Origin of the sequence: Pantoea coffeiphila (assembly GCF_016909495.1) — a bacterium.
Lineage (GTDB): Bacteria > Pseudomonadota > Gammaproteobacteria > Enterobacterales > Enterobacteriaceae > Erwinia > Erwinia coffeiphila.
In genome coordinates, this window is the sequence record NZ_JAFBFW010000006.1 from 76139 (window position 1) to 90267 (window position 14129).

12 protein-coding genes are annotated in these 14129 nt (G+C 51.1%); 4 read left to right on the plus strand and 8 right to left on the minus strand.

Annotated features, from left to right (window positions below):
• Positions 1 to 5 precede the first annotated feature (5 nt).
• The 6 genes from acnA to JOE09_RS19185 all read right to left on the minus strand — a co-directional run bounded on the left by acnA (position 6) and on the right by JOE09_RS19185 (position 7527).
• The gene (gene acnA, locus JOE09_RS19160) at positions 6 to 2654 is read right to left on the minus strand and encodes an aconitate hydratase (protein ID WP_205066870.1); all 2649 of its coding nucleotides are present in this window, start codon (positions 2652 to 2654) and stop codon (positions 6 to 8) included.
• A 129-nt stretch (positions 2655 to 2783) separates the two neighbouring features.
• Positions 2784 to 3461 carry a transporter substrate-binding domain-containing protein gene (locus JOE09_RS19165; RefSeq protein WP_205066871.1) on the minus strand — a complete coding sequence of 226 codons (678 nt, stop codon included), beginning with the start codon at positions 3459 to 3461 and terminating at the stop codon, positions 2784 to 2786.
• Positions 3445 to 4827: an MFS transporter gene (locus JOE09_RS19170; RefSeq protein WP_205066872.1), complete on the minus strand. Its 1383-nt coding sequence runs from the start codon at positions 4825 to 4827 to the stop codon at positions 3445 to 3447. The genes JOE09_RS19165 and JOE09_RS19170 overlap by 17 nt, the downstream gene beginning before the upstream one ends.
• An 11-nt stretch (positions 4828 to 4838) precedes the next feature.
• Complete coding sequence (locus tag JOE09_RS19175; RefSeq protein ID WP_205066873.1) at positions 4839 to 5729, minus strand: amidohydrolase family protein; 891 nt, start codon at positions 5727 to 5729, stop codon at positions 4839 to 4841.
• Between the two features lie 19 nt (positions 5730 to 5748).
• On the minus strand, positions 5749 to 6402 hold the full coding sequence (locus JOE09_RS19180; RefSeq protein ID WP_205066874.1) for an arylsulfatase: 654 nt from the start codon (positions 6400 to 6402) through the stop codon (positions 5749 to 5751).
• A gap of 54 nt (positions 6403 to 6456) precedes the next feature.
• A complete protein-coding gene (locus tag JOE09_RS19185; RefSeq protein ID WP_205066875.1) occupies positions 6457 to 7527 on the minus strand; it encodes an isocitrate/isopropylmalate dehydrogenase family protein in 1071 nt (356 codons plus the stop codon).
• Between the two features lie 324 nt (positions 7528 to 7851).
• On the opposite strand from JOE09_RS19185, the gene otnK reads away from it, so the two are divergent.
• From otnK to JOE09_RS19205, 4 genes are all read left to right on the plus strand, one after another.
• Positions 7852 to 9111, plus strand: coding sequence for a 3-oxo-tetronate kinase (gene otnK, locus JOE09_RS19190; protein WP_205066876.1), 1260 nt, complete (start codon positions 7852 to 7854; stop codon positions 9109 to 9111).
• Complete coding sequence (gene otnC, locus JOE09_RS19195) at positions 9104 to 9742, plus strand: 3-oxo-tetronate 4-phosphate decarboxylase (RefSeq protein ID WP_205066877.1); 639 nt, start codon at positions 9104 to 9106, stop codon at positions 9740 to 9742. Before otnK ends, otnC begins: the two co-directional genes overlap by 8 nt.
• Positions 9743 to 9819: 77 nt before the next feature.
• Positions 9820 to 11121, plus strand: coding sequence for an SLC13 family permease (locus tag JOE09_RS19200; protein ID WP_205066878.1), 1302 nt, complete (start codon positions 9820 to 9822; stop codon positions 11119 to 11121).
• Positions 11122 to 11124: 3 nt separating this feature from the next.
• On the plus strand, positions 11125 to 11877 hold the full coding sequence (locus JOE09_RS19205; RefSeq protein WP_205066879.1) for a DeoR/GlpR family DNA-binding transcription regulator: 753 nt from the start codon (positions 11125 to 11127) through the stop codon (positions 11875 to 11877).
• Between the two features lie 349 nt (positions 11878 to 12226).
• Here the strand turns inward: JOE09_RS19205 and JOE09_RS19210 are convergent, their stop codons facing one another.
• The gene (locus JOE09_RS19210; RefSeq protein WP_205066880.1) at positions 12227 to 13474 is read right to left on the minus strand and encodes a phospholipase D-like domain-containing protein; all 1248 of its coding nucleotides are present in this window, start codon (positions 13472 to 13474) and stop codon (positions 12227 to 12229) included.
• Entirely contained in the window at positions 13467 to 14114 is a 648-nt protein-coding gene (locus JOE09_RS19215; protein WP_205066881.1) for a MotA/TolQ/ExbB proton channel family protein, read from the minus strand. Before JOE09_RS19215 ends, JOE09_RS19210 begins: the two co-directional genes overlap by 8 nt.
• Positions 14115 to 14129: the final 15 nt, after the last annotated feature.

Sequence of the window (14129 nt, forward strand, 5' to 3'; positions counted from 1 at the left end):
TCCACTCATTGGTCCAGGGTTTGCTGAATAACATACGGCAAAATGCCACCGTGGCGCAGATATCGCAGCTCCTGCTGCGAATCAATAACGGCGAGCAGGCTAATTTGGGCCAGTAGCTCGCCATCGCGGTGGATATACATCCAGAGCGGATTATTGCCGGGCTGCAGCGATTCTAACCCAGTGAAATCCAATTTTTCACTGCCATCCATGTCAGGTAAGCGTTCAGCTTCCCCGTCCACAAAATGCAGCGGCAGAATCCCCATACCGATGAGATTGGTGCGATGGATACGCTCAAAGCTTTTTGCCACCACCGCTTTCACGCCCATTAATGCCTGAGCTTTGGCTGCCCAATCCCGACTGGAGCCAGCGCCGTAACGCTCGCCGGCAAACACGACTAACGGCAAATCTCTGGCCAACCAACTCTGCGCAGCTTCATAAGCGGGCAAAATCTGTTGGTGTCCAACATCCCAGGCAAAACCGCCGCCGCCGCGTCGGTCTTCGGGCAACAGGCGATTTGCCAGTGCTTTATTAGTGAATGCACCGCGTACCATCACTTCATGATTGCTGCGGCGTGTAGAATAAAGATTCAGGTCCTGGGGATCTTCATGGCGGTCTAACAGCCATTTTCCCGCCAGGCTGCTGGCGGGAATCGCGCCAGCGGGTGAGATGTGGTCGGTCGTCACGTCATCACCAAACCACAGGAAAGCGTGCGCGCCGCGAAGCGTTAAAGGCTCATTCGCGTTTCGCGGCAACTTATTCAGATATCCCGGACGACGCAGATAAGTTGATGAATCTTCCCACTGATAGAGAACGCTACCCGGTGCGGTAATCCGTTGCCAGTGAGGTGTGCCCTGCCAGATGACGTCACGACGCTTAACGTAGAAGTCTCGCTTCATAATTTTTTCGACCCAAAGCTGCACTTCTTCTTGGCCTGGCATTAAATCGCGCATGTAAACCGGCCGTTGGTCTTCATCAATTCCCAATGGAGCCTTGAGCATGTCGTGCGACATATGACCTGCCAACGCCCAGGCGATCACCAGAGCAGGAGATGTCAGGTAGCCGTGGCCAAGACTGGGATTAACGCGGCGTGGGAAGTTACGGTTGCCGGACAACACGCACACCGCCTGAAGCCCATCATTAACCAGTTCTTCCATCGCCGGTTGAAGTGCACCTGAGCTACCAATACAGGTCATGCAGCCATAACCGGCAACGTCATAACCGACTTTTCCAAGCTCATCCAGCAGCCCGGATTCACCAAGATAATCAGTCACAGCACGTGAACCCGGTGAAAACGAGGTTTTGACCCAAGGCTTCGGTTTTAATCCATGACGTGCGGCATTACGAGCGAAGAGCGCCGCCTGTACCACCAACCACGGATTGGCTGTCGTAGTGCAACTGGTGATGGCAGCAATGGCAATCGCTCCTTGATGAATGGGCTCAGGATAAGCGTCATGCGCCCAGCTACGCGCCTGAGCTTGAACGGAGATACTTTGTGTAAAGCTTTCGGCAGCATGACTTAAGGCGATCTGCTGATGCGGATTCACCGGCCCGGCCATACTCGGCTCAATGGTGCCAAGATCCAGCTCAATAAGCTGCGTGAATATAGGTTGCGGTATTTCCGGGCTGCACCAAAGATGCTGTGCCTGCATATAGCCGGTAATCAGCGCCTGTTTCTCTTCACTTCTTCCGGTCATGCAGACATAGTCTGCACTGCACCGATCAAAGGGGAAAAAAACCACCGTAGCGCCGTATTCTGGGGCCATATTGGCGATGGTTGCGCGAGACTCAAGCGGTAGCAGATGAAGTGAAGGTCCGGTGAATTCAACGAATTTCCCTACAACACCCTGTTCGCGCAGTAGGCGGGTAACGTGCAGCGCCAGATCGCTGTCACTCACGTCAGCAGACAGTTTCCCTGACAGGGATATACCAATCACTTCAGGAAAACGTAGCGTCACCGGTTCACCGAGTAAGGCTGCCTGACCTTCAAGTCCGCCAACGCCCCAGCCAAGAATACCCAGCGCGTTAATCATCGGCGTATGGCTGTCGGTAGCAATCATGTAATCCGCATGCAGCAGCGGAATAGCGTCACGCTCATCAACGGTAACCACCTCGGCTATCGCTTCAAGATTCATCAGATGAATGATGCCTGTTCCGGGAGGAATGACACGGAAATTATCCAGGCTTTGCTCTGCCCAACGTATGAAACGATAGCGTTCAGCATTGCGGCGGAAATCGAATTGTAGATTTTCCTCCAGTGCGTTAGATGATGCGTAGCTTTCAACAATCACTGAATGATCGATAGTCAGCACTGCCGGAATAAGCGGATTAATGGCGCGGGCATCGCCACCCAGCTCAGCCGTCAGATCGCGCATTGCGGCGAAATCCGCTAACGCTGGCAGGCAGGTTGTGTCATGGAACATCAGGCGATCGGGATAAAACCCCACTTCTTCGTAAGCGGCTTCTCCTGACAGCATGCGAAGAAATCCGGGCAGCGTATCCGGCGAGCGTAACGCGACGTTCTCAAGCAGAATTCGCAAGCTGTAAGGCATCTGCTGCAGTTTTTCCAGCGATATCAGACGACTTAAATCGATGAAGTGATAGTTGCAGCCGTTTATGATTAACTCAGAGCGTTCCAGAGATAAGGGCAATGTCATACAAACCTTCCGTTACCGCATTTGTTTTTATGTTCTTGAAGGGATAACGATGACAGGAGAGAAAAGGAATGAAAATTGAACGTTTGATAAGATAGCGTTCTCCAAAAGAGAACGCTATTGTCGGAATGATTACTCGGAAAAATGGCGCTCAATGATGCACTGAACGGAGCCATCCTGCTGCCATTGCGTTAAAAGCTCAGTTATTTTTCCATGTAAATCAGTGTTTTTATGCGGCACGCAAATCGCCTGATTAATTTGTCCAAAGTTATCAGGCAAAACCCGAAAGCCCTGATTTTCCCGTGCTGCACGCTCAAGTGGCTGGCGAATTCCAGCAGCCATATCGCCTTCTCCGTTAAGAAACGCATCAATCGCCGCCTGAGAAGAACCGAGCCGATTGAGCGTGGCATGCTGCAATTCGCGAGAAAGCTGCAGATCGTAGGCTGCCCCTTTACCCACATTTATGACGACACCTTCTCTATCCATTTGCTCCACGCTTCGCCAGTGGCTGTCAGCTTTGACCATCACTGTGCCCTGAATCGCGATATAAGGCTGAGTAAAACGCAGCACCTCTTCACGTTTTGGATCGACCGCGAGGAACGCAATGTCCCAGACGTCTTGCAGCGCGTCATCAACGACGTTGCCTGCGGTGTGGTAAGTAACGAAATCTGCAACGGTATTCAGCGTAGCGGCAATTCGATTGGCAATTTCAACAGTCATGCCGCCCGCCGACCCGTCTGGCAATACTTTTGCCAGAACAGCGTTACCGAGATTGATAGCGAAACGTAAAGGGCTAGCGCTGGCTGGCATGAGGTTCCTCCGGGAAGCTGTCGTTGTTTTCTTGCTTAGGCTCAAAGTTCAGGCGCTGGATTTTACCGGCTACAAACAGATAGCAGCAGAGATTCAGGAAGGCACAAACGCCGACAAATATCAGTGCACCGTTAAATGAGCCGGTATCTTGAATGATATACGCAATGATAATTGGCGTGAAAATACCTGAAATATTACCAATCATGTTGAATAATCCGCCGCTCAGCCCGACCGCTTCTTTCGGCGAGAAGTCAGAAACAACACACCAACCCATCGCGCCAAAACCTTTACCGAAGAACGCCAGCGACATAATCGCTACGACAACCCATGCGGAATCAACGTAATTACAAATCACCATGCTGACAGCGAGCAGCATGCCAATCACGATCGGCGTTTTGCGCGCAGCCGACAAACTGAATCCGCGCGCCAGCATGGCATCTGACAGTACACCGCCGAGCAGCGCACCCGCGCAGCCGCAAAGCGCTGGGAGTGAAGCAACAAAACCGGCTTTCAGAATCGTCATACCCCGATCGTGTACCAGATAAACCGGAAACCAGGTGAGGAAGAAGTAAGAAAGCACGGTAAAGAAGAACTGCCCCATGTAAACCCCCAACGCCAGACGGCTGGTGAGCAACTTACGTGTGTAACCTTTGCCGCTTTTATCGCCTTTCCTGGTGGCCTTCATGTTAGTTAAGCCACCGCCGGACTGAATGTATTCCAGCTCCACGTTGTTGACCAACGGATGCACTTTGGGTGTATCAGCCAGCACGCGATGCATCAACAGTGAGACCAGGATGCCGAGGCCACCCATAAACCAGAAGACGGCCTCCCAGCCAAAGGTATAAGAGAACCATCCCATCAGCGGCAGGAATACGACTAACGCAAAATACTGTGCAGCGGTGGTGAAACCGGACGCTTTACCGCGCTCTTTTGCCGGGAACCATGCAGCGAGAAAACGGGAGTTTGCGGGAAGCGTGGGTGCTTCGATTAACCCCATCATGAAGATGAAGCCAAACATCATAATACGTGTCACCCAGACGTTATCGAATGAGGTGCTGAACCCGACAAGGAAAACGAAAAAAGACCAGGTAAAGACGCCGGTTACCAGTACCTTTTTGGAACCAAAGCGATCGAGTAGCCAGCCGCCAGGATATTGGCCCAAAACATAAGCCCAGGTGAAGGTAGAAATTAGATAACCCAGTGCGACAATATCCAGACCAGCGGATTTCATCATGTCGGTGCCAGCAATCGAGAAGGTGGCTCGGTCACCATGATTGAGAGCAATACTGAGAAACACCATCAGCAAAATCATATAGCGATAGTGAGTCGGTTTATTTTTTCGTGCAGTAGAGTTCAGAGTATCCATTATATTCGGCCTTATTTGGCATTCGACTCAGTAAATCGGTAAAGGTCAGCCGGATTCGACACAAATAATTTATGTCGTACCTGTTCGTTACTTGCCCAGTTAAATATCTGCGAAAGGATTAATGCATCATCTGGCATATTTTTATTCGCGCTAATTAAATTAGGGTGCGGCCAGTCGCTCCCCCACAACACGCGTTCAGTTGCATCATGTATAAAGGATTTCATTACGCTTGCCATATCAGAAACATCAGCGCGAGTTGACTGGTGATAGAGCGCTGAAAGTTTCACCCAACAGTGTCCCTGATCGATTAGTTCCCATGCCAGCCGCCATGCCTGATGATCAAGAGGCTGCGGCTGCGGCAGACGGAAAAAGTGATCAATGACCAGATTTCCGGGCACCCGCAACAGCAGGGGACGCAGTTCCCACAGCATATCTGCGGTGGCGTGTACCTGAATATGCCAACCTCGTTCCACCAGCCGGTGTGCCAGGGGCAGAAGCATTTCAGGGGTTGTCGCGCTTCCCGCCCCGAAATTAAAACGCACACCAGTCACACCCGCGCTGCCAAGCCTGTCCAGCTCACTGTCGGTGATACGATCTGTCACCACGGCTTCACCGCGTGCACTGCTACCGAACTGCGACAGTGCATCCAGTAAACAGCGATTGTCTGTACCGTATGAAGAAGGCTGCACAACGACATGTCTGCTGAATCCCAGCCGATTTTTGAAACTGCGATAATCATTAACTGTGGCATCAGGCAGATCGCGTTTATCATCCGGCGCATAAGGGAATCGCCGATCAAAAATATGATGATGGCAGTCGCAGCTTTGTGGTGGTAATACGATGTCCGGCAGAGAAGAAATAGTACTGTATTTCACTTTTTCTGCTAAATAATGGCTGTTCACGGCCTTGCCTTAATTTTGATTAACTCATCAAACGCTTTAATTTCGCTACGGCGGCCTGAGGGCTACTTAATACAGGGCACACCACTGCGGCCTGGACATTTTCAAAAGCGACTTCCATAGAGAAATGGGCGAGTACAATTGCATCGGCATGCTGATTCTGACGAGCAGCTTCAATAATCAGTTTGTTGTGTAGCGCAACATCACCTGCGTTCAAGGCATCACGCGCGCCAGCGACTACCACGGCGGTCATTCTTGCGTTTGATTGTTTGGCTGAAGCTAGATCACGGAATTCAGCTTCCATGCCAGCTACGGCTGGTGCGAACGTGGCGAGCATAACGATGTCTTCACCTTGTTCTAATGCGGCTTCAAACATGGCCTCGTTAGGTTTTAACACCGGAAGTGTATGCTGCCTTGCGCAATCATCAATTGCGCTACCAAAGGCCGAACAGGTAAACAATACCGCAGCCGCATTAATACTGACCGCATAGTCAACCAGCGAGTGAATACGCTTGTTCAAACGCGGACTAATTTCAGTGACTTTCGCGCGATCGGTGCTTAAGGCATCATCCAGTAAGTTACTGATGTCAGCCTCCGGCCACTGTTTAGCAAAGGTGTCATTGATTGGTGCGACCGCAAGCGGTGTCGCGTGAATCATTACAATACGTTGGCTCATCGTATTCTCCGCGAAACCGGACCGCTGCATTCTGCAACGGCCCGATATCAGCTATTACGCGCGAATTACCGCAGCGACTTTATCCGCAAATGCTTTGGTACCGCAGTTGCCACCCAGATCCGGCGTGCGGGTTTCAGGGTTTTCGAGCACTTCGTCGACGGCGCGGTTAATTTCTTCCGAGGCCTTCAGGAACTTAGGCTGGTTATGCTTCTCGGCATACCATGCCAGCATCATAGCGGCAGACAGGATCATCGAAACCGGGTTGGCTTTATCCTGATTCTGAATATCTGGCGCTGAACCATGCTGTGCCTGTGCGCAGCAAAGGGTGTCGCTGGCCATAATGGAACCAGCCAGACCCAGGCTACCTGACAACTCGCTCGCTAAATCACTGATGATGTCACCATAGAAGTTGGTAGCGACCAGCACGTCGAAACGCTCCGGGTTCCGCACCAGGTGTGCCGTCGATGCATCAACTAGCAGGTCATCCAGCTCGACTTCCGGGAAGTCTTTTGCCACATCACGCACGGCTTCCAGGAACAAGCCATCAGTCATATGGAAGCTGTTGGCTTTATGGATTGCTGTGACTTTCTTCTTACGCTGCATTGCCAGCTCGAAGGCTTTGCGCGCGATACGCTCTGAGCAGTGACGGGTGATTTTACGGGTAGACAGCGCCATGTCCGGGCTTGGCATTACTTCGCCCCAGCCACGTGTCATGTTGCGGTCTGGGTAAAAGCCTTCTGTTGCTTCACGCATGATCACCAGATCCATTGACTTACCCTCTTTCATGTTCGAGGTCAGGAATGGACGGGTACGTGCTGGACGCACGTTAGCGTAAAGATCCAGGCCAATACGGAAGCCTGCAGACACGTTACGGCCACCTTTTTCAGGAGCCGGGTAATCAGCATGGGACTGCGTACCCAGAATGATGCCGTCATAGGTTTTCGCTTTGTCTAATGATTCCTGACGCAGGGTTGTGCCGTGGAGCTCCAGGCTTTTAAAACCGACATCTTCATAGTCAAACTCAAAACCCAGTCCGAAAGCTTTGTCGAGAGAAGTCAGCACGGTTACCGCAGCTGAGGTGATTTCAGGGCCGATGCCGTCGCACGGCAAAACCAGAATACGCATATACACTCCAAATGATTTATCGGTTTCGATTGCACTTTTATACCAATAAATGCACTTAATGCAAGGTGACGAAGATCACATTTATCGTACAAAAAAATCACATTTATTATTTTTATATAAATATCAACTAAATAGACACTCAGATTGTCATCGGCATGTTTATCATGCTCGCTGACCATCTGTTTAAAAAGCACCCTCGCGGGCTTAAATAATCGATTTGAGCCGCTATTTGTGATCGATTCCACAATTTAATACTGTTCATATTTGCATTTTTGTAACCATAAAAGCAGTATGTGCAAATTCAAGCAAGTTAAGGAAACGATCATGACGAAGTTAGGCGTTATTGCCGACGACTTTACCGGCGCAACCGATATCGCCAGCTTTATGGTGGATGCAGGCTGGAAAGTAGTGATGTTTAATGGGGTGCCATCGCAAGCATTTGATTCAACAGATGTGGATGCAATCGTGATTGCATTAAAGAGCCGCTCAATTGCAGTTACTGAAGCAGTGAATCGGTCTCTTTCAGCATCTAACTGGTTGAAATCACAAGGATGCGATCGTCAGTTCTTCAAGTATTGTTCAACTTTCGATTCGACCGAGCAGGGCAATATTGGCCCGGTCACCGATGCTCTGATGAAAAACCTTAATACCACGATGACGCTGATCTGCCCGGCGGTACCAGACAATCATCGCACTATCGTTCATGGCCATCTCTTTGTGAAAGGCGAGCTGCTGAACGAGAGCGGTATGCAGCACCATCCGGTCACACCCATGACGGAATCCTCGTTGAAAAAACTGATGGAAATGCAGTCCAAAGGTTTGTGCGGCAACATCTCGTTCAACAGCGTAAAACACCACCCGCAAGAGATAACGGGGCAGCTTGATGCGCTGGCGGCGAATAAAACGAAGTACGTGATTTTTGACGTATTAGATAATGCGGATTTACTTACTGTTGCGCGCGCTACGCAGGATTTCCCGCTGGTTACCGGTGCCGCGGGGTTAGGTTATGCAATCGCCGCACTGGATACTCAACGGCATAGTTTCAGCAAAAGCACGATGCAGATCGCGGCCGCAGGTTCCAGCGTCGTTCTTTCCGGCAGCTGCTCTTCAATGACCAATCAGCAGGTCGATTTTTATCGGCAACGAGCGCCTTCTCTGGCACTGGATGTGGAGAAAATCATTCATGATGAGAGCTATTTGCACTTTGTCGCCGACTGGGTGCAAAAAAATAAAGATGATGGTCTGGCACCCCTGGTTTATGCCACGCAGCCACCGCAAATCATCGAAATTATTCAGCAAAATTACGGCGCGGCGCTGGTGAGTGAAAAGATCGAGAACTTTTTTGCCCGGCTTGCGCAGCTGCTGAGCTCGGCAGGGTTTAATAAATTCATCGTTGCGGGTGGTGAAACTTCGGGTGCTGTTACGCAAGGACTGGACATCAACGGCATGGTGATTGGCGATGCTGTTGCGCCGGGGGTACCGTGGACACAGGTTCTTGGCGAGCAGAAGTGGGTGATTCTCAAATCTGGAAACTTTGGTAACAACGATTTCTTCCTCAAAGCTCAGGAGCATTTCCATGAGTGAAGCACAGTTACGTCAGGATTTGGTGCGTTACGCCCGCTCCATGTATGAACGCGGTTACAGCAGCGGTGGCGCAGGCAACATCAGTTTGAAACTGCCGGATGGAAATGTTCTCGCGACGCCGACAAATTCGAGCTTCGGCGATCTCGATGCTGAGGAACTCAGCAAGGTTACAACGCAAGGTGAATTGCTGTCGGGACAAAAGGCATCCAAAGAAGTGCTGATGCATCTGGCGATGTACCGCCAGCGTCCGCAATGTGGTGCCATTGTTCACCTGCATTCACCGTGGCTGACGGCGCTATCATGCATGCCCGGTTTGAATTATGAAAATGCTTTACCACCTGTGACACCTTACTATGTGATGCGTGTGGGGAAACTGCCGGTCGTTCCCTATATTCGTCCTGGTTCTCCTCTCATTGCTGATGAAGTAGAAAAGCTCGCGGTTAATCACAATTCTATTTTACTGGCTAATCATGGGCCGATTATTTCTGGAAAAAATATCCGAGAAGCGGTATTTAACGCCGAAGAATTAGAAGAAACGGCAAAGCTTTATTTTATGCTTAAGCCCTTTGGGATGAATATATTGACATCAGAAAATGTTAACGAACTAGATTCACTGTTTAATATGAAGTAGCTCCTGATAATCCTGGCCAATTTATTGGTCAGGGATAACTGTATCTGAAAATCATAAAATTATAATCGGAACTCATTATGTCATTAATGCTGATCACCGGGATCGTCATGTTCATTGTACTGACCTGGTGTTTACTCAAAAATACGTTCCCTCCGGGAATACTGTTTATCATCCTACCGACTGTCGCCGCTTTAATCTGCGGATTCGGTTTTAAGGAGCTGAGTGAATATGTTGCGCTTGGTCTGAAATCCGTAGTGGGAACAGCAACATTGGTTGCTTTTAGTGCCATGTTCTTTACCCTGATGAAGGAAGCAGGGGTATTCGACGTTATTGTGCGATTTATTCTGCGCTTTGTTACACCCTCAACATTTTCCGTATTGCTGGCAACGCTGGTGATTGCTTCTATCTGTAGCCTCGACGGTAATGCCTACGCGACCTTATTGGTTACCGTTCCTGCGCTGCTGCCTATTTATAAAAAGATGAATATCAGCAAAAAGACGCTGCTGTTACTGGTTACTGTCGGCGTAGGCGTCACGGGTATTACACCGTGGGGTGGCTCTCTCAATCGTGCTATTGCCGTGACGCATCTCGATATTCTTGAGGTTTACTACAAGCTGCTTCCTCTGCAAGGTGTGCTGTTTGTGCTTGGCATCGTCTTGTGCTGGTACATGGCTCGGGTGGAAAATCGCAGCGGTTCCGGTATTACGCCAGAAGCATTCCATCTTATGCGCCAGGAAATGCTCAACCCAACGCACCGTCCTAATCCGTGGTTATTGAAACTTAACTTTATTTTAGTTATTGCGACTATAGTGATTCTGGTATCAGGCTGGGTTGCCGGTAATTTCCTCTTCATGATTTCGTTTTCGTTAGCGGTGATAATTAACTATCCTGACGCAAAAAAGGCGCAGCAAAAAATTAAAGAGTATGCCGTCACTATCTTCCCAGTTATCGTGATTTTTCTGACTATCGGTGTATTTGTTGGGATTCTGCAAAACACCGGGATTATTAAAGTGTTGGTTAATGAGTTGGCGGATATATTCCCGGCCAGTCTTGGTCCGTACCTGTATTTAATTCTGGCCGCCTTTAGTGTACCTATTGTCATCCTGATTGGTTCTGATGCTTTCTATTTTGCTTTACTTCCGTTGGCCGTGGGATTAGGACAGAGTTTCGACGTGTCACCTCTGCATGTCACCATCGCCATGTTGATAACCGAACAAATTGGTTTGCTGCTTAGCCCGGTCATACCGGCAACCCATCTGGGACTGAGCTTGCTGGGTCTTCGCGTGGATGAACATGTTCGCCATTCGATGATGAAAGTATGGATTATGAGTGTGTGCGCGCTTCTGGCTGCAATCGCGTTCAACATTATTCCGGTGTAAAGCATGATCCCTGCTGAACGTCACCAGCAGTTGCTTAAAGTGCTACAAGGCCAGTGCTTTATAAGCATTGCTGCACTGGCACAGTCGCTCAATGTGTCGGAGATGACCGTACGTCGCGACGTAGCTGAATTGTCATCAAGAGGCAAATTGCTGGTGGTTCGCGGCGGGGTCAAATCGCTTGCGCCTCCACTCGGGAATACTCTGACAACGGCTGAAAACCGCGTGCTACTGCACGCGGCTCTCAGTTATTTGGAAGAGAGTCGGGTTATTTTTTTAGACTGCGGTTTGATCTGCCGACAACTGGCGCAGCTGATACCCTGGTCGTCGAAGATGACCGTAGTCACCAACGACTTCACGATCGCCTGTGACATTATACGGCAGACAAAAGCTCAGTTAGTTTTCATTGGCGGAGAATTAAACCGCAATGACAACAGCTGCGGTAAGTCTCTGGCTATGGAATCGCTGGGAAGGCTGAGTTTCGATCTGTTGTTTCTTTCCCCTGGAAGCTGGAATGAAAACGGTATCTGGCATCATGACGAGTACCGTCAGGAGTGGTATTCATGTCTGATGGCTGGTTCACGGCGAAAGGTGCTTCTGGCTCAGGAGGGAAACTACGATCAAGGCGGTTTGTTCAAACTCTATTCTTTGAGTGAACTGGATATGGTTTTGTCGGATTATCCATCTATAGAGCGCCTTCTTTCGGGAAGGGTTGACCCCTTAACGTTGCATCCGCTGCGGAATGCATCGAAAAAATGACTTAATAAATTGAGAAATAACACACCTACAAAACCAGATGGTTTCTCATTATAAATCTGCTGAAATACGGCAGGCCGGCGCAATAATTTGAAACAGATGATCTGAAACATTAACCAGCCACACACCTTCGGCAGTTTCCAATGCGTCCACTGATAATGTCGTGCTTTTAACCCTCCTGTATCTTTTACCGACAATCTGGGCAGTCGCGTCTTATTGCATGCCGAAACAGATAACAACCGATGCACATTTTCCAAAGATAAATGCCACCACCGCACCCAAAACCGCGGCAGTCGCATTTTTTCTTCTTTCCGATGATGCATCCCGCCTACATTATCAGCCACAACGTCATCTACTTTTCGCGGGCAGGGTGGGGCAGTGGATAATCAAAATCCACCCTGATCGGCTCCGCGTAGGGGCTGTTCCACAGCTGGCTGTAAAGCGCGTCCAGGCGCTCGGCCATCGGCACGCTGTTCATCACCAGCTCAAGGTTACGTGAGTTATCAAAATAGCCCCCGCTCCAGTTGCTGGTTCCCACCCAGGCCGTCGTGCCGTCGATGGTCATCAGCTTGCTGTGAACCACCCGCGCAAAGGGGATAAACCCCCGAGCTGCGGGAGGGATGGTCACCACCTTCAGCTGAACGTTAGGCACCAGCGACAGGCTTTTTAACCAGAACACCTCCGGTTTCTTCAGGTTCCAGCTGGCCACCATCAGTTCAACCTGCACGCCGCGCGCGGCTGCGCTGCGCAGGGCGTTATCAATCGTGGCGTAATAGGGGCGCTTTCCCTTTTCTCCCCACGACAGCGGGGCGTAGTCCATCACCTGCACCCGTATCCGCGACTTTGCTTTGTCCAGCAGACGCGGTAGTTCAACCTGCGAGTCAATCACCCCGCTCGGGTTATAGTCGCGCGGGCTGGCAACCAGATAATTGCCCTGCGGAACCGACGCCGGTGCCTGCCACGTCAGTTTCGGCACCGGCTTATTGCCGGCGAGCAGTGCCTGCGCCTGCCAGTCTTGATCGAAGATAGCCTGAATTTGCCGCACTGCTTGTGCATCATCGATCCGCAGGCCGGTTTCCTGAATCTGCTCCAGCGCTCGCCAGTCAAAGTTCTGGCTGCCGACAAAGGCCTCTTTGCCATCCACCAGCAAATACTTGGCATGGACGATACCGCCGGTCAGCCGGTGGAACGGAATAATCCGCAGCTCAAGGTTAGGGATGGTCTTCAGCGCCGCCAGCGTTTCCGGCGTCGAGAGGCCAACGCCTTTCTCCTCCATCAGGAAACGGATCTTCACGCCGCGTTCCCCGGCGGCGCGCAGATGGGTCAGCACGCCGTCCAGCAGAGAGCCTTGTTCGTTTGCCACATAAAACTGCGCCAGATCGATATGGCCGCGTGCCGAATCAAACATCTGTTGCCAGACGTCGGCGGCATTGCGCAAATCGCTGTTCTGTAGCGTGGTTTCCTGGGGCGCGTTGTACACCAGCTCGTAGCCCGGTATTGAGAACGCCGCGTGTGCGGGCAGACTTAACAGCATCCAGCCGCCCGCGAACAGGCTAATCAGGCGGCCTCCCGGCCACCCGTATTGACGATAATCAGGCATAGCGCTGCGCCTCGCGCCCTTCCCAGTGCCGATCGCTCTGTTCCGGGCGACTGGCCGGGCTGCCGGCACGGATCAGCAGAACTTTCAGCAGTTCGTTAATGCGCTCCATGCGGCTTTGCAGGTAGTTATTGCCCACCAGGCACAGCAGCGCTATCGCAATCCCCAGGCCGGTGGCGTACAGCGCGGTGCCCATCCCGGCGGAAACCATACTGGCGTCAGAAACGCCAGAGGCGGAAAGCGCCTTAAAGGTGTCCATAATGCCCAGTATCGTCCCCAACAGGCCCAGCAACGGCGCGGCGGTCACGACGGTTTCAAGCATCCAAAGCCCGCGCGACATCAGCGGTTTACTCAGCAGATACTGCGCATCAATTAAATCACTCATCGCCTCGCGGTGTTCCGCCATCTGTTTTTTCTCCAGCACCGGCAGAATAATGGTCAGTGGCAGGCTGTTGCGCCCGGTCAGTGAGTCCGGCAGGTCCGATGCCCGGCGGACGTCCGACGTCAGCGCCTGTTCAAAGCGCCGGGCCTGGCGCTGCGCCCACGAAAAATAGAGCCCGCGTTCAATCAGTATCACCACGGCGATCGCCAGCGCGGCATACATAATGTAGAAAATAATGTCGTGAATCAGGGTGGCATCCATCAGCGTGCCCTCCGG

Coding starts and splice junctions, on each gene's coding strand:
- JOE09_RS19180 (WP_205066874.1), bottom strand. CDS start 6,402: ATGAGCCAACGTATTGTAATGATTCACGCGACACCGCTTGCGGTCGCA.
- JOE09_RS19170 (WP_205066872.1), bottom strand. CDS start 4,827: ATGGATACTCTGAACTCTACTGCACGAAAAAATAAACCGACTCACTAT.
- JOE09_RS19205 (WP_205066879.1), top strand. CDS start 11,125: ATGATCCCTGCTGAACGTCACCAGCAGTTGCTTAAAGTGCTACAAGGC.
- JOE09_RS19165 (WP_205066871.1), bottom strand. CDS start 3,461: ATGCCAGCCAGCGCTAGCCCTTTACGTTTCGCTATCAATCTCGGTAAC.
- acnA (WP_205066870.1), bottom strand. CDS start 2,654: ATGACATTGCCCTTATCTCTGGAACGCTCTGAGTTAATCATAAACGGC.
- JOE09_RS19185 (WP_205066875.1), bottom strand. CDS start 7,527: ATGCGTATTCTGGTTTTGCCGTGCGACGGCATCGGCCCTGAAATCACC.
- JOE09_RS19215 (WP_205066881.1), bottom strand. CDS start 14,114: ATGGATGCCACCCTGATTCACGACATTATTTTCTACATTATGTATGCC.
- JOE09_RS19210 (WP_205066880.1), bottom strand. CDS start 13,474: ATGCCTGATTATCGTCAATACGGGTGGCCGGGAGGCCGCCTGATTAGC.
- otnC (WP_205066877.1), top strand. CDS start 9,104: ATGAGTGAAGCACAGTTACGTCAGGATTTGGTGCGTTACGCCCGCTCC.
- otnK (WP_205066876.1), top strand. CDS start 7,852: ATGACGAAGTTAGGCGTTATTGCCGACGACTTTACCGGCGCAACCGAT.
- JOE09_RS19200 (WP_205066878.1), top strand. CDS start 9,820: ATGTCATTAATGCTGATCACCGGGATCGTCATGTTCATTGTACTGACC.